The 17,998-nt window shown below is 68.0% G+C and carries 18 protein-coding genes, 2 tRNA genes and 1 pseudogene; 10 read left to right on the forward strand and 11 right to left on the reverse strand.

The window, feature by feature from the left end; all coding sequences use genetic code 11:
• Nucleotides 1-2: 2 nt before the first annotated feature.
• The 4 genes and pseudogenes from AOM45_RS53990 (at nucleotide 3) to AOM45_RS01990 (ending at nucleotide 1,569) form a co-directional block, all read left to right on the forward strand.
• Nucleotides 3-1,001, forward strand: coding sequence for a DUF3566 domain-containing protein (locus AOM45_RS53990; RefSeq protein WP_030465611.1), 999 nt, complete (start codon nucleotides 3-5; stop codon nucleotides 999-1,001).
• Nucleotides 1,002-1,074: 73 nt separating this feature from the next.
• Nucleotides 1,075-1,148 (forward strand) — tRNA-Ile (locus tag AOM45_RS01985).
• A gap of 194 nt (nucleotides 1,149-1,342) precedes the next feature.
• Nucleotides 1,343-1,462 (forward strand): annotated as a pseudogene (locus AOM45_RS52635) (DLW-39 family protein); the annotation flags it as partial.
• 34 nt (nucleotides 1,463-1,496) lie between these two features.
• A tRNA-Ala gene (locus AOM45_RS01990) sits at nucleotides 1,497-1,569 on the forward strand.
• Nucleotides 1,570-1,768: 199 nt separating this feature from the next.
• On the opposite strand, the gene AOM45_RS01995 is transcribed toward AOM45_RS01990, so the two are convergent.
• Nucleotides 1,769-2,161, reverse strand: coding sequence for a DoxX family protein (locus AOM45_RS01995; RefSeq protein ID WP_035909134.1), 393 nt, complete (start codon nucleotides 2,159-2,161; stop codon nucleotides 1,769-1,771).
• Nucleotides 2,162-2,255: 94 nt separating this feature from the next.
• Here AOM45_RS01995 and AOM45_RS02000 point away from each other — a divergent pair, with 94 nt between their 5' ends.
• Entirely contained in the window at nucleotides 2,256-2,789 is a 534-nt protein-coding gene (locus AOM45_RS02000; RefSeq protein WP_030465609.1) for a DUF2020 domain-containing protein, read from the forward strand.
• 58 nt (nucleotides 2,790-2,847) lie between these two features.
• Here AOM45_RS02000 and AOM45_RS02005 read toward each other — a convergent pair whose 3' ends face one another.
• Nucleotides 2,848-3,414: a hypothetical protein gene (locus AOM45_RS02005; protein ID WP_030465608.1), complete on the reverse strand. Its 567-nt coding sequence runs from the start codon at nucleotides 3,412-3,414 to the stop codon at nucleotides 2,848-2,850.
• 95 nt (nucleotides 3,415-3,509) lie between these two features.
• On the opposite strand from AOM45_RS02005, the gene AOM45_RS02010 reads away from it, so the two are divergent.
• The gene (locus tag AOM45_RS02010) at nucleotides 3,510-4,058 is read left to right on the forward strand and encodes a peptidylprolyl isomerase (protein WP_030465607.1); all 549 of its coding nucleotides are present in this window, start codon (nucleotides 3,510-3,512) and stop codon (nucleotides 4,056-4,058) included.
• Nucleotides 4,055-4,945, forward strand: a complete 891-nt coding sequence (locus AOM45_RS02015) for a rhomboid family intramembrane serine protease (RefSeq protein WP_063756970.1) — start codon at nucleotides 4,055-4,057, stop codon at nucleotides 4,943-4,945. The genes AOM45_RS02010 and AOM45_RS02015 overlap by 4 nt, the downstream gene beginning before the upstream one ends.
• Before the next feature lies 1 nt (nucleotide 4,946).
• Here the strand turns inward: AOM45_RS02015 and AOM45_RS02020 are convergent, their stop codons facing one another.
• Both AOM45_RS02020 and crgA read right to left on the reverse strand, forming a co-directional pair.
• Complete coding sequence (locus AOM45_RS02020; protein WP_030465605.1) at nucleotides 4,947-5,342, reverse strand: PH domain-containing protein; 396 nt, start codon at nucleotides 5,340-5,342, stop codon at nucleotides 4,947-4,949.
• Nucleotides 5,343-5,588: 246 nt separating this feature from the next.
• Nucleotides 5,589-5,855 carry a cell division protein CrgA gene (gene crgA, locus AOM45_RS02025; RefSeq protein WP_030465604.1) on the reverse strand — a complete coding sequence of 89 codons (267 nt, stop codon included), beginning with the start codon at nucleotides 5,853-5,855 and terminating at the stop codon, nucleotides 5,589-5,591.
• A gap of 436 nt (nucleotides 5,856-6,291) precedes the next feature.
• Here crgA and AOM45_RS02030 point away from each other — a divergent pair, with 436 nt between their 5' ends.
• Both AOM45_RS02030 and AOM45_RS51665 read left to right on the forward strand, forming a co-directional pair.
• Nucleotides 6,292-7,233: a class E sortase gene (locus tag AOM45_RS02030; protein WP_156093618.1), complete on the forward strand. Its 942-nt coding sequence runs from the start codon at nucleotides 6,292-6,294 to the stop codon at nucleotides 7,231-7,233.
• Entirely contained in the window at nucleotides 7,233-7,388 is a 156-nt protein-coding gene (locus tag AOM45_RS51665; RefSeq protein ID WP_169774241.1) for a hypothetical protein, read from the forward strand. Before AOM45_RS02030 ends, AOM45_RS51665 begins: the two co-directional genes overlap by 1 nt.
• Before the next feature lie 142 nt (nucleotides 7,389-7,530).
• On the opposite strand, the gene AOM45_RS02035 is transcribed toward AOM45_RS51665, so the two are convergent.
• Nucleotides 7,531-8,871, reverse strand: a complete 1,341-nt coding sequence (locus AOM45_RS02035) for an FAD-dependent oxidoreductase (protein ID WP_030465602.1) — start codon at nucleotides 8,869-8,871, stop codon at nucleotides 7,531-7,533.
• Between the two features lie 77 nt (nucleotides 8,872-8,948).
• Between AOM45_RS02035 and AOM45_RS02040 the strand changes: the two genes are divergently transcribed.
• A complete protein-coding gene (locus tag AOM45_RS02040) occupies nucleotides 8,949-9,590 on the forward strand; it encodes an aminodeoxychorismate/anthranilate synthase component II (RefSeq protein WP_030465601.1) in 642 nt (213 codons plus the stop codon).
• Between the two features lie 49 nt (nucleotides 9,591-9,639).
• On the opposite strand, the gene pknB is transcribed toward AOM45_RS02040, so the two are convergent.
• Genes pknB through AOM45_RS02070 form a run of 6 tightly spaced genes read right to left on the reverse strand, consistent with a single transcriptional unit; the run spans nucleotide 9,640 to nucleotide 17,971 of the window.
• Entirely contained in the window at nucleotides 9,640-11,646 is a 2,007-nt protein-coding gene (pknB, locus tag AOM45_RS02045) for a Stk1 family PASTA domain-containing Ser/Thr kinase (protein ID WP_030465600.1), read from the reverse strand.
• A gap of 55 nt (nucleotides 11,647-11,701) precedes the next feature.
• Nucleotides 11,702-13,144, reverse strand: a complete 1,443-nt coding sequence (locus AOM45_RS02050; RefSeq protein WP_030465599.1) for a serine/threonine-protein kinase — start codon at nucleotides 13,142-13,144, stop codon at nucleotides 11,702-11,704.
• Nucleotides 13,144-14,610, reverse strand: a complete 1,467-nt coding sequence (locus AOM45_RS02055) for a peptidoglycan D,D-transpeptidase FtsI family protein (protein ID WP_030465598.1) — start codon at nucleotides 14,608-14,610, stop codon at nucleotides 13,144-13,146. Before AOM45_RS02055 ends, AOM45_RS02050 begins: the two co-directional genes overlap by 1 nt.
• Complete coding sequence (locus AOM45_RS02060; protein ID WP_030465597.1) at nucleotides 14,607-16,079, reverse strand: FtsW/RodA/SpoVE family cell cycle protein; 1,473 nt, start codon at nucleotides 16,077-16,079, stop codon at nucleotides 14,607-14,609. Before AOM45_RS02060 ends, AOM45_RS02055 begins: the two co-directional genes overlap by 4 nt.
• A complete protein-coding gene (locus tag AOM45_RS02065; protein WP_030465596.1) occupies nucleotides 16,080-17,513 on the reverse strand; it encodes a PP2C family protein-serine/threonine phosphatase in 1,434 nt (477 codons plus the stop codon).
• Nucleotides 17,510-17,971, reverse strand: coding sequence for an FHA domain-containing protein FhaB/FipA (locus AOM45_RS02070; RefSeq protein ID WP_030465595.1), 462 nt, complete (start codon nucleotides 17,969-17,971; stop codon nucleotides 17,510-17,512). Before AOM45_RS02070 ends, AOM45_RS02065 begins: the two co-directional genes overlap by 4 nt.
• Nucleotides 17,972-17,998 lie beyond the last annotated feature (27 nt).

The raw sequence follows: 17,998 nt of genomic DNA on the forward strand, positions 1-17,998 counted from the left end.
TCGTGACTCCACCCGAGAACCGCGAAGGTCGGGACGCGGACAAGACCGCGGTGATCACCAAGCCGACTCCGCAGAAGCCTGCGGAGAAGGCGGACTCGGCCGCGCCGCCGGCCTCGGGTTCCTCGGGTGGGGACAAGACCAAGCCGGTGTCGGCGGAGAAGGCGGCCGAGGCCGCCGCATCCACCGCGCCTGCCGAGACCCCCGCTGCCGAGAAGAAGACCGAGAAGGTCGAGAAGGTCGCGCCTGCCGCAGCTGCTCCGGCTCCGGCCGAGCAGAAGACGGTGTCCATCGACACCCCGGCTCCGACGCCCGCACCCGCGGCGACGCCCGCACCCGCGGCCGACGAGCCCGTCGTCGTCTCGACGCCGCCGCCCTGGCAGCGCGTGACGAACGACACGGAGGCCGGCGAGCAGGACACGGCGGAGGCGCACGTGGCTCCGGCCGCGCCGCCCGTCCCGTCCGCGGCACCTTCTGAGCCCGCGTTCCCGTCGACCGACCCGGACACCGTCAAGGTGCAGAAGCCCATGGTCACGGGCTCGGCCGTGCCGGTGGGCCTGGGCAGCAGCCGCACGTCGGTGAACCTCGGCAACGGCGGCAGCCGTCCCGCCGCGGCCACCCCGTCGGCCCGTCGCCCCGGCCGCGGCCCGCGCCGCGCCTCGCTGCAGGTGAAGCGCGTCGACCCGTGGTCGGTGCTCAAGCTCGCCCTGGTGCTGGGCGTCGCGCTGTTCTTCGTCTGGCTCGTGGCGGTCGGCGTGCTCTACGGCGTCCTGCACGGCATGGGTGTCTGGGACAAGATCAACAGCACCGCGAACGACCTGCTCCAGGCCAATGAGCCGGGCGAACCGCTGATCAGCGCCGGCCGCGTTTTCGGCGTCTCGGCGATCATCGGCGCGGTCAACATCGTGCTCTTCACGGCCCTCGCGACCGTCGGCGCGTTCGTCTACAACGTGTCCGCGGATCTGGCCGGTGGCTTGGAGTTGACGCTCTCCGAGCGTGAATGACCCCCGATTTGGGAGCGGCGAGGACGATCCTGTAAGGTTCTCCTCGTCGCCCCGAGGGGTGACAGTTGATCGAGGGCCTATAGCTCAGGCGGTTAGAGCGCTTCACTGATAATGAAGAGGTCGGAGGTTCAAGTCCTCCTAGGCCCACTCGATTCGCGGGATAGCTATGCGAGCGGAATGCGCTCACCGATTGCGAATCATCGTCCTTTTTCTCTGGGGGCCAAGCCCCCAGACCCCCTGCCGGGGGCGAGCCCCCGGACCCCCATCATCATCGCTCGCACCGGCTCTGCATCGTGTAGCGTGATGGGGTCGTGCGCCAGCAGTCTTGGGAGGGATTCGAAGTGGCTAAGAAGATCATCGCACTCGTCGTGGTTGCCGGTGCGGTCCTGTTCTTCGTGAAGCGCAGCCGTTCGGCCAAGGCCGATGCGGACCTGTGGCGCGAGGCCACCGCCCCCACCGACTGATCTCGCGGGCGGCTTGCCGCCCCGGATCTTCGGGGACGTAGCTCAATTGGCAGAGCACCGCCTTTGCAAGGCGGGGGTTAGGGGTTCGATTCCCCTCGTCTCCATTCGAACCTCGGGCCGAGGAGTGTCTGCGGAAAGCGCAGACACTCCTCGGCCCGAAGTGTTTTCTGGGGGCCGAGCCCCCAGACCCCACGCCGGGGGCAAGCCCCCGGACCCCCGGCCGCCTCGCCTTCGGCTTCGGCAGGCCCTATCCATGAGCTCTGCCGATCTGGCGTTCAGCTCTTGGGCGTTGCTCCTTGGGGGTCACACGTTGGTTAGTGACTTCTTTCCTGACTTGCGGAGTTGGTCGACGCTCCAGGCGCCGGCGCCTGTGAACACCAGCAGCAGGAACGCCCACGAGTAGACGGCCGCCAGCTCGCCGCCGTTCTGGATGGGCAGCAGGCCGCGCGGCTGGTGCACCACGAAGTAGGCGTAAGCCATGGCGCCGGAACTGATCAGTGCGGCCCACCTCGTCCACAGTCCGATCAGGACCAGGGCGCCGCCGATCAGCTCGATGAGACTGGCAGGGCCCGCGGGCCAGGCGAGCAGGGAGCCTCCCTTGAGGATCTTCTGGACTCCGTGGATCAGGAAGAAGAGGCCGATTACGATCCGGAACAGGGCCAAGGCCTGGTCACGTCTTTGCTCCAGAAACTGCATGGCGAGTGGTCCTTCCGGGCAGGGCGAAAGAAGTTGAACGATCATCTACTCTGCCGGTTGGAAGGCTTTCGTGGTCTGGTTGACTGTTGCTCCTATGAAACGCGCACTGTTGCTGCCCTTGCTCGGTGTACTCGCCGCGTGCGGTACGGAGGTCGTTCAGAGCTCGCCGGTTCCCGCGCCTCAGAGCGAGCAGGCAACCGCTACGACCAGCGCCGCTCCGACCGTGCCGGCCGCGCCGCAGCCCGCGAAGGACGGTGCCTGTCCGTACCTCGCGACGGCGTTCGTGGCCGAGGCCAACGGTCAGCGTGTTCCGAAGGTGAAACTGTCAACGGACGAACCGCACCCGGCGTGCTTCTTCTACGCCAACGCGACCGAGATCCAGTTGAGCGTTCGTGTCTACGTCGGTGACGAGCGGGTCGCGAAGCTGATCGTGAACGAGGCGGCACCGGACGGGTCGCAGCCTGCGAGCTCGCCTGCCGGATGGACCGGAGGGTACGTCAGCAACGACACCGGTGTCGTGTACGCCGTCTCAAAGGGCACTGCCGCCGTGGTCGTGACGAGCAACCAGAAGCAGTCGATCAAGGCTCGCCGCATCGCGGACGAGGCGATCAAGGGCCTCAAGCTCTGAAGACGCGCGAACGGGTGGTCTTCCAGCCGGAAGACCACCCGTTCTGCTGTTTCTGGACCTACTTGACGGGTTCCTTCTGGGTCGGCACCTGCCCGTTGAGAACCGGCTCCGGCAGCGGGGCCTGCTCCTCGTCCTGCAGGTGGACCTCTTCCGGCCTGCGCGTCAACGCGACGTAGCCGGCCACCGCGGCCGCGATCAGGAGACCGACGACCCACGGCCACTTGCGGCTCTTCGGCGCGTCGGCACCGAGCTTGCCCGCGGCCTTGCGGATCTCCTTGGCACGCGACTTCGCGTCCTTGCGCGCGTGCTTGGCGGCCTTGCGAACTTCCTTGCGTACTTCTTCGGCCTTGCTCATGAGCTCAGCGCGCGTCTTCGCGCTCTTCTTGGCGAGGCGCTTGCGGGAGCGGCGGGTCTGCTTCTCCCAGTCCTCGGCCTTGCCCATGAGCGTGTCTGCCCGCTCGACGAGCGCGCCGCGAACCTGGTCAGCCGTGATGCCACGCTCGGCGAGCTTCACCTCAGCGGCGTGACCAGCGCGAACGACACCCTGACGCGCGGCCTTCAGACCGGTGCCGACAGCCTTGCCAACGGACTCGCCGGCACGGGTCATGACGTCCACCTCGTCCATTCTGTGCTCCACACGTTGTCGTCCGGTTATGTGCTGCAAGTACCCCATGGTGCCCCTTTCTGAACATCCCCGCCCGTGGATGGCACGATGGGGTGGTGGCTGACAGCAACGAATCCTTCGTCGGGACCAAGGTGACGGCGACCCTGCACACCACGCAGGGCGACATCCGTCTCAACCTGTTCCCCGACCACGCCCCCAAGACGGTGGCGAACTTCGTCGGGCTCGCCGAGGGCACGAAGAACTACACCGAGGCGAACGCGAGTGGCACGAACTCGGGCCCGTTCTACGACGGCACCCTGTTCCACCGCGTCATCGCGGGCTTCATGCTCCAGACCGGTGACCCGACCGGCACCGGCCGCGGTGGCCCCGGCTACCGCTTCCAGGACGAGTTCACCTCTGACCTGCAGTTCAACAAGCCCTACATCCTCGCGATGGCGAACGCCGGGCCGAACACCAACGGCTCGCAGTTCTTCATCACCGTGGCGCCGACGACGTGGCTGAACTTCAAGCACACGATCTTCGGTGAGGTCGCGGACCAGGAGTCGCGCGACGTCGTCGACGCGATCGGCAACACCTCGACCGGCGCGGGCGACCGTCCCGTGAACGACATCAAGATCGAGCGGATCACGATCGAACGCGCGTGAGCGACGCCCTCGTGCCACCGGACGGGCCGATCGGAGCGGAGCCGGAAACCCCGGTCTGCGCACGTCATTCCGATCGGCCCACCCGGCTGCGCTGCACCAGGTGCGACCGTCCGGCCTGCCCGGACTGTCTGCGCGACGCCGCGGTCGGCTCGCAATGCGTCGACTGCGTGAACGAGGGCAAGCGCACGGTCCGGCGCGCGCGCACGATGGCCGGCGCGGAGCAGTCGGAGGGGCGTCTGGTCGTCACGCCGGTGATGATCGCGTTGAACGTGATCGCGTACCTGGTGACCGTGGTGCAGTCCGGCAGCCTGTTCACCAACCAGACCTCGGCGGTCTTCCAGGCGACCGTGCTGGATCCCGTGCTCGCCGCGAACGGCGAGTGGTGGCGGATCCTCACGTCCGGCTTCATGCACTACGGGCTCTGGCACCTGGTGCTCAACATGGGCGTCCTCTACATCGCCGGGTACCACGTCGAGCCGGAGCTGGGCAGGCTGCGGTTCAGCGTCGTGTACTTCCTGGCGCTGCTCGGAGGCAACGCGGCCGCGTTCTACTTCGGCGGCGTGTGCGACCGTCTGGCCGGCGCGTCCGGCGCGGTGTTCGGCATCATGGGCGCGCTGCTCGTGGTGTGGCGCCGCAAGAAGCGCGACATCTCCACGGTCGTCGTGATCGTCGTGATCAACCTCGTGTCGAACCTCTTCACCGACGCCTCACTGCTCGGGCACCTCGGTGGGGTCGTGGTCGGCGGACTGGTGACGCTCGCGATGGTCAAGGCGCCCCGCGAGAACCGCAACCTCTACCAGATCGCTGCGGTGGTGGCGGCGCTCGTGCTGATCGGTGGCATGTTCGCGTTGCACGCGAACGGCCTCATGAACGTCGTCTGCGTCTAATTCACGGCCGCAGTGCGTGCAGCACGCCGGCGACTTCTTCCGGGTCGGCGCCGAGGTCCAGTTTCGTGAGCACCACGAGACGGTCGTCGGCGTCGAGTTCCAATGTCTGCTGTTCCCTGCCGAGGCGCCGGGTGGTCTGCAGCTTGACCTTCACCTCGTGCCACGGCAGCAGCGTCGTGCTCGCGAGCCCGCGCACGGCGAGCCCGTTCACGTCCGCGGTGAGCCGCGGGCGAGCGATCGTCGCGAACGCCGCGAGGTAGCTGACCAGCAACGTTGCCAGTCCGACGAGGAGACGGCCCCCGTTGTCGTCAGCGAGGAACGTCGCGACGGCGAGCAGGAGGGCGAGCGCCCACGCGGCGGCGACGAGCGGGGCGGGAGTCGACCAGGTGCGAGTCACACCGTCGAGTGTCCCGCATGAAATGTGGACAACTGAACGGGTCCGCATGAGGGGAAACCGACGCTTGTGCAATTTCGCGCAAAGTTGTCCACAGGACTTGTCCCCAATGGGGATGACTTACAGCCGTGTGCTTCGGTGACGCTCGGATGAACCAGGTGAACTCGGTCGAAACAAAGGTCGGCCCGGACGTGTGACGTCCGGGCCGACCTCTACGAACAGTGAGCTGATGAGCCTCGTGCGTGGCTGCTACCGCCAGCGCATCGTCATGAGCAGGCCGATGATCATCAGCGCGAAGCCGATGGCGAAGTTCCACGCGCCCAGCTCGAGCATGAACGGGATCTTCTCGGCCGCGATGTAGTTGACGACCAGCCACGCGAGACCGAGCAGCATGAAGCCGAGCATCACAACGACGTAGACCGGGTGAGACGGCCCCGCTGCCTTGACCTTGACCGGCGTGCGGCGGTCAGTGGGTGCGGTGTAGACCGCCTTCTTCCGGACCTTCGACTTGGGCATGCTGTCCTCGCCTGACGTGGATATCCGTGAGTGACGCTAGTTTACGTGCACTACTCGGGAGACACGTTAACGTAGCGAAGGTGGTCAGCGAACCACCTGGAAGACGCAGTTGTTTTCAGTTCACAGTCCGCGCGGAGGTTCTCAGGTGAACTCGGGACCGCAGCAGCCGCCTCCACGGCGTCCTGCACCCCGTCGTGACGACCTGCAGCACGTGCGGGCCACCCCGTCGCCGCGCCCGTTGCCTCCGCCCGACGCGACCCAGTTCACCAGCGCATTCTCCGGCAGTCTGCCCCCGGCAGGTGCCCCGCCGCGCCGTCCACAAGGCCCGCCGCCGCAGGCCACCGGCACGCCCGCACGCGGAATGCCGCCCCAGGGCATGCCTCCTCGCGGAACCCCTCCCAGGGGGATGCCGGGCCAGGGGATGCCGCCTCGGGGAATGCCGCCTCGTCCTCGCCCGGTCGATCCGCCCACCGAGGTGATCCCGCGCGTTGAGGACGACTACGACGACGAGTACTACGACGACGACTATTACGACGAGGACGAGAAAGACGCCCTGCCGCCGGAGAGCCTCGCGCGCAAGACGGTCCGCGGCGTCGGCGAGGCCCTCATCACGATGGGCCTGGTCGTGCTCCTGTTCGTCGTCTACGAGGTCTACGTGACCGACCTGCTCTCCGCGGAGAAGCAGCAGGAGGCAACTGCGGCGCTCGACTCCGAATGGGGCTCGAACACCGTCACGCCGCCCCCGGCAGATCCGAACCGCCAGTCGAAGCTGAACCTCATCGAGGGCAAGGCCTTCGCGAAGATGTACATCCCGGTCTTCGGCAACGACTGGAAGTTCTCCGTCGTCGAGGGCACTACCGACAAGCACCTGGAAATCGGTCCGGGCCACTACAAGGACACCGCCCAGCCGGGCGAGGCGGGCAACTTCGCGATCGCCGGCCACCGCGTCGGCAAGGGTGCCCCGTTCAACGACCTCGACCTGCTCGAGTCCTGCAACGCCGTGGTCGTGCAGACCCAGACCCAGTGGTTCGTCTACCGCGTGCTCCCGATGAGCAGCGAGGTGGCGGGCTGGGCCTCGAACCCGAAGGCGAAGCAACCGGCCTGCGCCGGCGTGGCCCCGCTCTCGACCACCCTCGGCGACGCCTACGCCAAGACCGTGGGCCAGGAGATCGTGCTGCCGACCCAGGGCGAGGTCATCGCCCCGATCCCGCACCAGACGGCCGCCGCGGTGCCCGCCGACAAGCAGGCCCGGCTGCTCACCCTGACGACCTGCCACCCGCGCTTCTCCGACCGGCAGCGCCTGATCGTGCACGCCATCGAGACCAAGAGCTACCCGGTGGCCGACGGCTTCGTGCCGCCAGAGATGACGGAGGGCTGATGTACGGCTGGATCTGGCGGCACCTGCCGGGCCCGCTGTATCTGCGAGTCGTCGAGGCCGTCGTGCTGGTGGTCGGCATCGTCGCCCTGCTGATGTTCGTGGTGTTCCCGTGGGCGGAGCCGAAGCTGCCGTTCAACAACGTCACCACCCAGTGAGCCAGTCGGCGTCGTTCGCCACAGACGGTCGCAAGCGAGCAACACGGCCTGCGCCGGGTTGAGCGCGTGCGTGCCACCGCCGGCGAAATGGTGAAGCCGCCACCGCGCCCACGCGATGGCGGCTTCATCGGGGAACGGCCGTTCAGCCGTTCGAGATCGAGGTCATCTCCTCACGCGACACGACCTTGACGCGCTCCCGGCCGTGCGCCGCACCCAGGGCGATCTCGTGCGCGTCGAGCCTGCTCCAGCCCTCGTTCGTCACGAACGGCACGCCGCGCTGCTCGAGGAACTCGACCACGGCGTCCCGTGACGGCGAGGCACAGCGGGGGAGCGACGGGGCGTCTTCCAGGAGGCTGGTGATGGTTTCCAGCGCGTCGCCCTTGGTGTGGCCGATCAGGCCGATCGGGCCCCGCTTGATCCAGCCCGTCGTGTAAACGCCGGGCATCGGCACCTCGTCCAGGTCCAGCACTCGGCCGGCGAGGTGCGGGATCGTGCCGGAGACGTGGTCGAACGGGATGTCGGTCAGGTGCGTGGAGAGGTAGCCGACCGCGCGGTACACGGCTTGGACGTCCCAGTCGGTGAAGACGCCGGTGCCGCGGACGTTGCCGTCGCCGGTCAGCTCCTGCGTTTCGGTGCGCAGGCCCGTGACGCAGGACGAACCCAGGACCTCCACCGGTGCTTCCAGGAAGTGGAGGTGCAGGCGGCGGGGGCGGGTGCCCTCGTCGCGGATCGCCCACTCCTGGAGGGTCTTCACGATCATCTCGACCTGCTTGTTCGAGCGGATCGCGGCCATGGAGGCCTCGTCGAACTCGATGCCCTCGGCGTGGACGATCACCTCGACGTTCGGCGAGTGGTCCAGTTCGCGCAGTTCGAGGGGCGTGAACTTCGCCTGGGCCGGGCCGCGGCGGCCGAAGACGTGGACGTCGGTCACCGGTGACGACCGAAGGCCCTCGTAGACGTTCTGCGGGATCTCGGTCACCAGGAGCTCGTCCGCGGTCTTGGCGAGGATTCGCGCGACGTCGAGTGCCACGTTCCCGACGCCGAGGACCGCTACGGACTTCGCCTCCAACGGCCAGGTGCGCGGGGCGTCCGGGTGGCCGTCGTACCAGGACACGAAGTCCGCGGCGCCGTAGCTGCCGGGGAGGTCGATGCCCGGGATGTCCAGCTGTCGGTCGGACGACGCGCCGGTCGAGAAGATGACCGCGTCGTAGAACTGGCGCAGGTCGTCGAGCTTGATGTCGACGCCGTACTCGACGTTGCCGAAGAAGCGGACCGACGGCTTGTCGAGCACCTTCTGCAGTGCCGTGACGATGCCCTTGATGCGCGGGTGGTCGGGCGCGACGCCGTAGCGGACGAGGCCGTAGGGCGCCGGGAGCTTTTCGAAGAGGTCGATCTGCACGTCGACGTCGGACTTGGTCAGGATGTCGGCCGCGTACACACCGGCTGGGCCGGCGCCGACGACAGCGACGCGCAAAGAACTCATGACACCTATTTTAGGGTAGCCTAACCTCAAGGAAGACGAGAGCTAACTCACTCGACTCGACCGACTAGGCTCTGTCCATGCGCGTGCTCGTGGTCGACAACTACGACAGCTTCGTCTACAACCTCGTCCAGTACCTCGCTCAGCTTGGTGCGGAGTGCGTCGTGCGGCGCAACGACGAGGTTGACCTCGACGAGATCGACGACGTCGACGGCGTGCTCGTGAGCCCCGGCCCCGGTACGCCGGAGCGGGCGGGCGCGAGCATCGACGTCATCAAGAAGTGCGCCGACACCGGAAAGCCGGTCTTCGGCGTGTGCCTCGGCCACCAGGCGATCGGTGTGGTGTGGGGCGGAACGGTCGACCGCGCGCCCGAGTTGCTGCACGGCAAGACGAGCATCGTCTTCCACGAGGGCAAGGGTGTGCTCAAGGGCGTGCCGCAGCCGTTCATCGCGACCCGCTACCACTCGCTGACGGTGCTGCCGGAAACGATTCCCGCGGAGTTCGAGGTCACCGGCAAGACCGAGACCGGCATCGTGATGGCCATGCGCCACAAGGAACTTCCGGTCGAGGGCGTGCAGTTCCACCCCGAGTCGGTGCTGACCGACGGCGGCCATCGGATGCTCGCCAACTGGCTCAAGGTCTGCGGCTTCGAGGTGCCGGAGGCCACGGTCGCGCAGCTCGAGACCGGCATGCGCACGCTCGCCGCGGCCGCCCGCCAGTAACGAAAAAGGGCGGCTTCCGCAGTGGAAGCCGCCCCAGCTCGAAAGCTTTCTACGTCGTCACGACGCCGAACTTGCCGATCGTCAGCGTCACGGTCGACCCCTTGGTGAACGGCTGACCCTTGCCGGGGTTCTGCGCGACCACCTTCTTGTCCTGCGAGACGTTGGTGACCGGCTGGTCCTCGATGTTGAGGTTGCCGTTCCAGCCCAGCGACCTGAGCTTGTTCTCGGCTTCCTTCTGCGACAGGCCCGTCAGGTCCGGCATCTCGAGCTGGTTGCCCTTCGAGACCCGGATCGTCACCTGCGTGTCCTTGGCCGCCTTGCTGTTGCCGGTCGGGTTCTGCGACACGACCCGGCCCTCCGGCTGCGCGCTGTCGACCTGCTCGACGTTGACCTTGAAGCCGGAACCCTCGAGCGTCTGACGGGCGTCGTTCACGTCACTGCCCACGACGTTCGGCACGTTCTGCTTCTCCGGTGCCTTGCCGAGCTGGATCGTGATCGTGCCGCCCTTCTTGAGCTTCAGGCCGTTCGCCGGGTTCTGGCTCGCGACCTTGCCGACCTTGTTCTGGTCGTCGACCTCGACGGCGTCGGTGCTCTGCTGCAGCTTGAAGCCGTTCGGATCCTTGTCCAGGATCGCCTGCGCCTCCTGCGGGGTCTTGCCCGTCAGGTCGGGCACGGTGCCCTCGCCGGGAGGCGCACCGATGGAGATGGTGACCGTTGAACCCTTGTTGACCTGGCTGCCCTCCGGCGGGTTCGTGCCGACGACCTTGTTGATCTGGTCGGCCGTGCACTTGGCGGCGGCGCCGTTCGGGCCGGGCTCGCAGGCGACGTCCTCGGTGGCGGCCACCAGACCGGCCTTCTGGATCTTCTCCTTGGCGTCCAACGGGCTCAGGCCGACGATCGACGGAACGGGGACCTTCTCCGTGGCCTTGTTGCTGGTATCCATGATGTTCGAGGTGATCCACGCAGCGAGGCCGAGCACGGCCACGCACAGGATCACCACGAGCGTGATCATGATGGCCTTCTTGCGCTTGGCGCGCCGCTCTTCTTCCTCGTCCGCGATCGGGTCGTAGTCGTCGTCCGGCTCCGACTTCAACGCCGCGGGACGGTGCCTGCCGCCGCCACCGGAGATCACCTGCGTGCGCGGGGTGCGCGCCGCCTGCTCGTTCATCACGGCGGTGCGGTCCTCGGCCGTCATCACGGCCGGCGCGGACGGACGCTGACCCGACAGCACGCGCACCAGGTCGGCCCGCATCTCCGCGGCCGACTGGTAGCGGTTCGCCGGCCCCTTCGCCATCGCCTTCAGCACGATCGCGTCGAGCTGCGGCGACACCTTCGGGTTCAGCGACGACGGCGCCTTCGGGTCTTCCCGCACGTGCTGGTACGCGACCGCGACGGGGGAGTCGCCGGTGAACGGCGGCTCGCCGGTCAGCAGCTCGAACAGCACGCAGCCGGCCGCGTAGACGTCGGACCGGGCGTCGACGGACTCGCCGCGCGCCTGCTCCGGCGACAGGTACTGGGCGGTGCCGATCACCGCTGCGGTCTGGGTGACCGCGGCCTGGCCGTCGTGTATCGCACGGGCGATGCCGAAGTCCATCACCTTCACGGCACCGGACTTCGTGATCATCACGTTGGCGGGCTTCACGTCGCGGTGGACGATGCCGTGCCGGTGGCTGAAGTCGAGAGCGGCCGAGACGTCGGCCATGACCTCCATCGCGCGCTTGCCCGACAGCGGGCCCTGCGTCTTCACGATGTCGCGCAGCGTTCGCCCGTCGACGAACTCCATGACGATGTAGGGCAGCGGACCGTACTCGGTCTGCGTCTCGCCGGTGTCGTAGACGGCGACGATCGCCGGGTGGTTCAGCGCCGCGGAGTTCTGCGCCTCGCGGCGGAATCGCTCCTGGAACTGGGCGTCACGGGCGAGGTCAGCGCGCAGCACCTTGATCGCCACGTCTCTGCCGAGGCGGACGTCCCGCCCCTTGTGGACCTCGGACATGCCGCCGTACCCGAGGGTCTCACCCAGTTCGTAGCGGTTTGAGAGCAGTCGCGGAGTGCTCATCGGTGCTTCGTCCCGCTCCTAGTCGACGGTGTTCCCAGCTCGGTTCTTGTCTTGCTCATGGCGCGCACGTCACCTTCACCTGCGAGCCGGCCGGCACCCCGCCTGTCGGCGAGATGGCGGTGACCCTGCACTTCTTCAGGTCGCCCGGCGCCGTGCCCTGGGGGCTCTGCACCCTGGGCTCCAGGCCGTGGCCGATCAGGTCTGTCCTGACCTCGTCGCCAGAACGACCGATGTAGTCGTCCTCGTCGACTTGCATCAGCGCGTTGCCCGGTATCCGATCAGCCGAGTCGGGCTTCGCCTGCCCGTTCGCCGGCGGGTTCACCGAACTGGACGCGGCCGGTCGGTCACCTTGCCCGTTCCCGGTGTTCGGCTTCACTGCCCACTGCCACACGAGGACCACGCCGAGCACCAGCAGCACGGTCACCAGGAAAGCGACCATAACCCAGACGACGGTCCGGTTTCTCCCCGGTGGTGTCGGCATGGGGGTGAACGTGCCGGTTTGGTGCGCCGGTGGCATCGCCGGGTGGGTGCCGGGACGGCCCTGGTGGTGGGCCATCTGCGGTGGAATCGGCAACGGCTGCGACACCTGGGGTGGCGGCGGAGGCGGTGCCACCTGCTGCGGCACGACCTGGGGCATGGCGAACCCGGACGGCGTCGGCAGCGGCTGGCCCACCCGCACCGCGCTGACCGCGGCGGCGAACTCCCCACCGGTCCGGTAGCGCTGCCGAGGGTCCTTGACCAGCGTCGCTTCGATCAACGCGCGGGCACCCGGCGGCACGTCCGGCGGCAACGGCGGCGCCATGTCGCGGATGTGCATCATCGCGACGGTCACGGCGTTGTCCGACAGGAACGGCCGGTGTCCGGCCAGGCATTCGTAGCCACACACGGCCAACGAGTAAACGTCGCTCGCCGGTTCGGCCTCTCCGCCAAGAGCTTGTTCGGGCGCGATGTAGTGCGCGGTGCCCATCACCATGCCCGACCGCGTCACGGGTGCCGCGTCCACGGCCTTCGCGATGCCGAAGTCGGTGATCTTCACCTTCCCCGACGGCGTGACCATGATGTTGCCCGGCTTGACGTCCCGGTGCACGAGCCCGCGTTCGTGGGCGGCCTGCAACGCGTTGCCCGTCTGCTCCAGCAGGTCGAGCGTCACCTCGGCGGTCAGCCGGCCGCGCGAGATGATCGTCGCGAGCGGTTCGCCCTCGACGAGCTCCATGACGAGGTACGCGGTGTCCTCCGGTCCGTCGCTGACGGACGCGGTCTCGCCGTAGTCGTGCACCGACGCGATGCCGGGGTGGTTGAGCGACGCGGTCATCCGCGCCTCGGTGCGGAAGCGGTGCAGGAACTCGGGATCGCCGGACAGCTCGGCCTTGAGGACCTTCACGGCCACCCGCCGGTCGAGCCGTTCGTCGGCGCCTTCCCAGACCTCGCCCATGCCACCGACCGCGATCCGCCTGGTCAGGCGGTAGCGGTCGGCGAGGAGCTGGCCCGTGGTCAGCATCAGCGACCCGCCAGGTACGCGTTCATCACGGCGCGCCCGATCGGGGCGGCGACCTTGCCACCGGTGGCACCCAGACCGCGGTCGCCGCCGTCCTCGACGATGACCGCGATCGCGATCTCCGGCTTCTGCGCCGGCGCGAACGCGATGTACCAGGCGTGCGGCTTGGTCTTCAACGGGTCGTTGCCGTGCTCGGCGGTACCGGTCTTCGACGCCACCTGGACGCCGATGCCCTGGCCACCGGTGTTGATCTCCGACTGGATCATCATGTCGCGCAGAGCGGCCGCGTTGTCCTTGCTCATCGCGGTCTCGACCTCGTCGGGCTCGGTGTCCTCGATCCCCTTCAGGTCCGGGCCGAGGATCTTCGACACGAGGTACGGCTGCATCCGCTTGCCGCCGTTGGCGATCGTCGCGGCCACCACGGCGTTCTCCAGCGGCGTGATCTGCACGTCGCGCTGGCCGATGCCGGTCTGGTAGAGCGCCGCCTCGTCCGGGATCGCGCCGAGCGTCGAGGTCTCGACAGGCAGCGGCACCTTGAGGCCGGGGTCGTTGAAGCCGAACTTCTCCGCCTGCCTGCGCAGCTTGTTCGCGCCGAGCTGGCCCGCCATCTCGCCGAACGCCGTGTTGCACGACTTGGCGAGCGCGGTCTCCATCGACACCGTCTGGCCGGGGCCGCACGGGGTGCCGTTGAAGTTCGGCAGGTCCGTCTGCGTGTTCGGCAGCTTGATGGTGCCGGCGGCGGTGTACTGCGTGTCCTTGTTCTTGCCGTCGGCGAGCGCACCCGCGGCCACGATGACCTTGAGCGTCGAACCGGCCGGGTAGAGGGCCTGCGTCGCGCGGTTGACCAGCGGGTCGTTCGAGCCCTCCGCGTTGAGCTGCTTCCACGCCGTGGCCTGCTCACCGGCGTCGTGGCTCGCGAGCAGGTTCGGGTCGTAGGAGGGCGTGCTCGCCATCGCGAGGATCTCGCCGGTCTCCGGCTTGATCGCGACGACCGAACCGGTGAAGCCCTTCGCGGTCAGCTGGTCGTACGCGACCTGCTGGACCTTCGGCTGCAGGGTGAGCTGCACGTTGCCGCCGACCGGGTCACGACCGGTGATCAGCGCGGAGATCCGGCGCGCGAACAGCCGGTCGTCCGAGCCGTTCAGCAGGTCGTTCTCGGCGCGCTCCATGCCGGAGGTGCCGTACGTGACCGACAGGTACCCGGTGACCGGCGCGTACGCGGGGCCGTTGCTGTAGGTGCGCAGGAACTTGAGACGGTCCGTCGTCTCCTTGACGTCCGCGATCGTCGTGCCGTCGGCAGCGATGATCAGACCGCGCTTGCGGGCGTACTCGTCGAGCAGCACCCGGCGGTTGTACGGGTTCTTGCGCCACTCGTCGGCGTTGATGACCTGCACCCACGTGGCGTTGCCCAGGAGCAGCAGGATCATGACCATCATGGCCATGCCGACGCGGCGGAGCGGTGTGTTCATTTGGGACGCTCCACCATCACAGTGTGCTGGTCGGCGATAGCCGGTTGTTGCGGTTTCGGCTTGGGAGCCCGCTGCGGAGCCCTCGCGGAGGCAGAAATTCGCAGTAGCAACGCGACCAGGATGTAGTTCGCAAGAAGTGACGAACCGCCGTAGGACAGGAACGGCGCGGTGATACCCGTCATCGGGATCAGCTTGGTGACACCGCCGACGACGATGAAGACCTGGAAGCAGACCGCGAACGCCAGACCGCCACCGAGCAGCTTGCCGAAGCTGTCCCGCACGGCGATGGCGCTCCGCAGGCCGCGCAACGCGAAGATCATGTAGATCAAAAGCAGGGCCGCGAAGCCGACGAACCCGAGCTCCTCGCCGATCACGGCGGTGATGAAGTCGGTGTTCGCCTCGGGGATCATCTCCGGACGGCCAGCGCCGAGCCCGGCACCACCGATGCCGCCGGTCGCGAGACCGAACAGCGACTGCGAGATCTGGTAGCCGCCACCGATCTTCTCGTAGCGCGCGATCGGGTCCTGCCAGTTCGCCACGCGCTGCTGGACGTGCGTGAAGAGCTTCCACGCGACGACCGCACCACCGGAGAACAGGCCTAGACCGAGCACGACCCACGCCGCGCGTTCGGTGGCGACGTAGAGCAGCACGAGCACGATGCCGAAGAACAGCAGCGAGGAGCCGAGGTCCTTCTGCAGGACCATGACCGCGACCGCGACGCCCCAGGCCGCGAACAGCGGGCCGAGGTCGCGGGCGCGCGGCAGGTCCATGCCGAGGAACCGGCGGCCCGCGGTCGTGAAGAGGTCCCGCTTCGACACCAGGAACGCGGCGAAGAAGACCATCAGGAGGATCTTGGCGAACTCACCGGGCTGGATCGACAACGGGCCGATGCGCAGCCAGATCTTCGCGCCGTTGATCTCGGGTGCGATGAAGCCGGGGAGCACACCGGGCAGCATCAGCGCGACGAGGCCGACGAGGCCGAACGTGTAGCCGAACCGCGCGAGCATCCGGTGGTCCGTCAGGAACTTCAGCGTGGCCGCGAACAGCAACAACCCGATGGCGGTCCAGATGACCTGCTTGAACGCCACCGGGTCCCACACCGAGCCGTCCGGGAAGACGGTGCCCTCGTTGGCGAGGTCGATCCGGTGGATGACCACCAGACCGAGCCCGTTGAGCAACGCGACGCACGGCAGGATCGCCGGGTCCGCGTACGGCGCCCACCTGCGGACGGCGAGGTGGGCACAGGCGAAGAGGCCGAGGTAGGCGAGGCCGAGGTAGAGGATCCTCAGGCTCAGCGACCGCTCCTGGTTGAGTTCGACCAGGATCAGCGCCAGCGTCACGAGACCGGCTGCGAACGACAGCATCACCAGCTCGGTGCCGCGCCGCGTGGGCGGTCGCAGTCCCGGCGACGTGTTCGTCGCCACCGACGCGCCTGGCGAGCCTTCCCCGGTGGGGACGGGCGAGCTCAACTACGGACCCTCCCGGCATTCCACGCCGACCTTCTGCGCGGTCGAGGAGGGCGGCGTCTCGGTGGTCCCGGTCGTCCCGGTCGTCCCGGTCTCGGGTGAACCGTTCGCCGGCGGGTTACCGGACGTGGTGGTCGGCGGCGTGGTCGTGGTGGTCGTCGTCGTGGTCGTCGTGGTCGACGTCGACGACGTGTCCTTGCACAACGGCAGGATGTACTCGGTGCGCAGCAACCTGACCGCGGCGCGCGCGCCGTCCAGACCGTTGTCGCTGCGGATGCCCGCGGTGATGGTCTTGCGGCCGGCTTCCTGCAGGTCCTTCAACGTGATCGGGCTGCAGCCCGTCGACCCCGGCGGGCACGAGTCCTCGACCTTGGACGACAGCTTGAAGCCGAGCACCGTGCCGTTGAGGCCGCGGAAGATCGCGACCTGGCCGTCCTCGGTGGCGCCGACGTAGTACTGGGTGTTGAGCCACAGCTTGCCGCCGACCGCCACGACGGCGGTCAGCAGGAGCAGCACGAAGATGATCGCGAACGCCTTGAGCGCGTTCTTCTTCTTGCGCTTCGGGTCCTGCGGCGGCGGAGGTGCCTCCACCCGCTGCGGCATCGGCGGGCGCTGCTGCGTGAGCGCGCTCGCCCGCGAGGCCGCGGAGTCCGGCGGGGTGTTGTGCTCCTCGCTGCCGTCACCAGCCGCGCCGCCGAGGATCGGGTAGTCGTCGCCGAAATCGACGTCCTCGACGTCCGCCACGATCACCGTGACGTTGTCGGGTCCGCCGCCCTTCAGCGCGAGCTCGATCATCCGGTCCGCGCACGACTGCGGGTCCGGGATGCGGATCGCCTCGTCGAGCGTCTCCAGGCTCACGACGCCGGACAGACCGTCCGAGCAGAGCAGGAACCGGTCGCCGACGCGTGCTTCGCGCACGGTGAGGCTGGGCTCGAAGTCGTGGCCGGTGAGCGCACGCAGCAGCAACGAGCGTTGCGGGTGCGTGGCGGCCTCGTCCGGCGTGATCCGGCCCTCGTCGATCAACGACTGGACGAACGTGTCGTCGTGCGTGATCTGCGCGAACATGCCCTCCCTCAGGAGGTACGCGCGCGAGTCGCCGATGTGCACGAGCCCGAGGCGGTTGCCCGCGAACAGGATGGCCGTGAGCGTGGTGCCCATGCCCTCCAGGTCCGGGTCGCTCGTCACGAGCTCGGAGATGGCGCCGTTGCCGGCCGCGACCGCGTCGCGGAGCTTGCCGAGGAGGTCGTCGCCAGGCTCGTCGTCGTCGACGTGGGCCAGCGAGGCGATGACCACCTTGCTCGCGACTTCACCGGCGGCGTGGCCACCCATGCCGTCGGCGACTGCGAGCAGGCGAGGGCCCGCGTACACGGAGTCCTGGTTGTTGGAGCGAACCAGGCCCCTGTCGCTGCGGGCCGCGTATCGAAGAACCAAGGTCATGAGCGCAGCTCGATCACCGTTTTGCCAATGCGGATCGGGGTGCCGAGCGGTACACGCAGGGGTGCGGTGACCTTGGCTCGGTCTAGATAGGTGCCGTTCGTGGAGCCGAGGTCCTCCACGTACCAGTCGGTACCGCGCATGGACAGCCTCGCGTGCCTGGTCGACGCGAAGTCGTCGTCCAGGACGAGAGTGGAGTCGTCAGCGCGGCCGATCAGGATCGGCCTGCCGTCGAGCGAGATGCGGGTGCCGGTCAGCGCCCCGTGGGTGACCACGAGTTGCCGAGGCGCCTTGCTTCCCCTCGCCGACTTCTCGGACCTCCGGAAACCGGGCAGACCTGACGCCCGGAGCCCTGAGGCTGCGTAGAGATCAGAGCGGACCACACGTAGGGCGGCCAGCACAAAGAGCCAGAGGAGCACGAGAAAGCCCGCTCTGGTCAGCTGCATCACCAGCTCTGGCACCGGTTGTAACCGCTCCTGCCTTGAGTT

The organism is Lentzea aerocolonigenes (genome assembly GCF_000974445.1).
GTDB classification, from domain to species: Bacteria; Actinomycetota; Actinomycetes; order Mycobacteriales; family Pseudonocardiaceae; genus Lentzea; species Lentzea aerocolonigenes.

What these genes read in the sequence shown, in the direction of transcription:
- AOM45_RS01995 (WP_035909134.1), bottom strand. Translation starts at nt 2,161, where the DNA reads ATGCAGTTTCTGGAGCAAAGACGTGACCAGGCCTTGGCCCTGTTCCGG.
- AOM45_RS02000 (WP_030465609.1), top strand. Translation starts at nt 2,256, where the DNA reads ATGAAACGCGCACTGTTGCTGCCCTTGCTCGGTGTACTCGCCGCGTGC.
- AOM45_RS02005 (WP_030465608.1), bottom strand. Translation starts at nt 3,414, where the DNA reads ATGGACGAGGTGGACGTCATGACCCGTGCCGGCGAGTCCGTTGGCAAG.
- crgA (WP_030465604.1), bottom strand. Translation starts at nt 5,855, where the DNA reads ATGCCCAAGTCGAAGGTCCGGAAGAAGGCGGTCTACACCGCACCCACT.
- AOM45_RS02030 (WP_156093618.1), top strand. Translation starts at nt 6,292, where the DNA reads ATGCCGCCTCGTCCTCGCCCGGTCGATCCGCCCACCGAGGTGATCCCG.
- AOM45_RS51665 (WP_169774241.1), top strand. Translation starts at nt 7,233, where the DNA reads ATGTACGGCTGGATCTGGCGGCACCTGCCGGGCCCGCTGTATCTGCGA.
- AOM45_RS02035 (WP_030465602.1), bottom strand. Translation starts at nt 8,871, where the DNA reads ATGAGTTCTTTGCGCGTCGCTGTCGTCGGCGCCGGCCCAGCCGGTGTG.
- AOM45_RS02040 (WP_030465601.1), top strand. Translation starts at nt 8,949, where the DNA reads ATGCGCGTGCTCGTGGTCGACAACTACGACAGCTTCGTCTACAACCTC.
- pknB (WP_030465600.1), bottom strand. Translation starts at nt 11,646, where the DNA reads ATGAGCACTCCGCGACTGCTCTCAAACCGCTACGAACTGGGTGAGACC.
- AOM45_RS02050 (WP_030465599.1), bottom strand. Translation starts at nt 13,144, where the DNA reads ATGCTGACCACGGGCCAGCTCCTCGCCGACCGCTACCGCCTGACCAGG.
- AOM45_RS02055 (WP_030465598.1), bottom strand. Translation starts at nt 14,610, where the DNA reads ATGAACACACCGCTCCGCCGCGTCGGCATGGCCATGATGGTCATGATC.
- AOM45_RS02065 (WP_030465596.1), bottom strand. Translation starts at nt 17,513, where the DNA reads ATGACCTTGGTTCTTCGATACGCGGCCCGCAGCGACAGGGGCCTGGTT.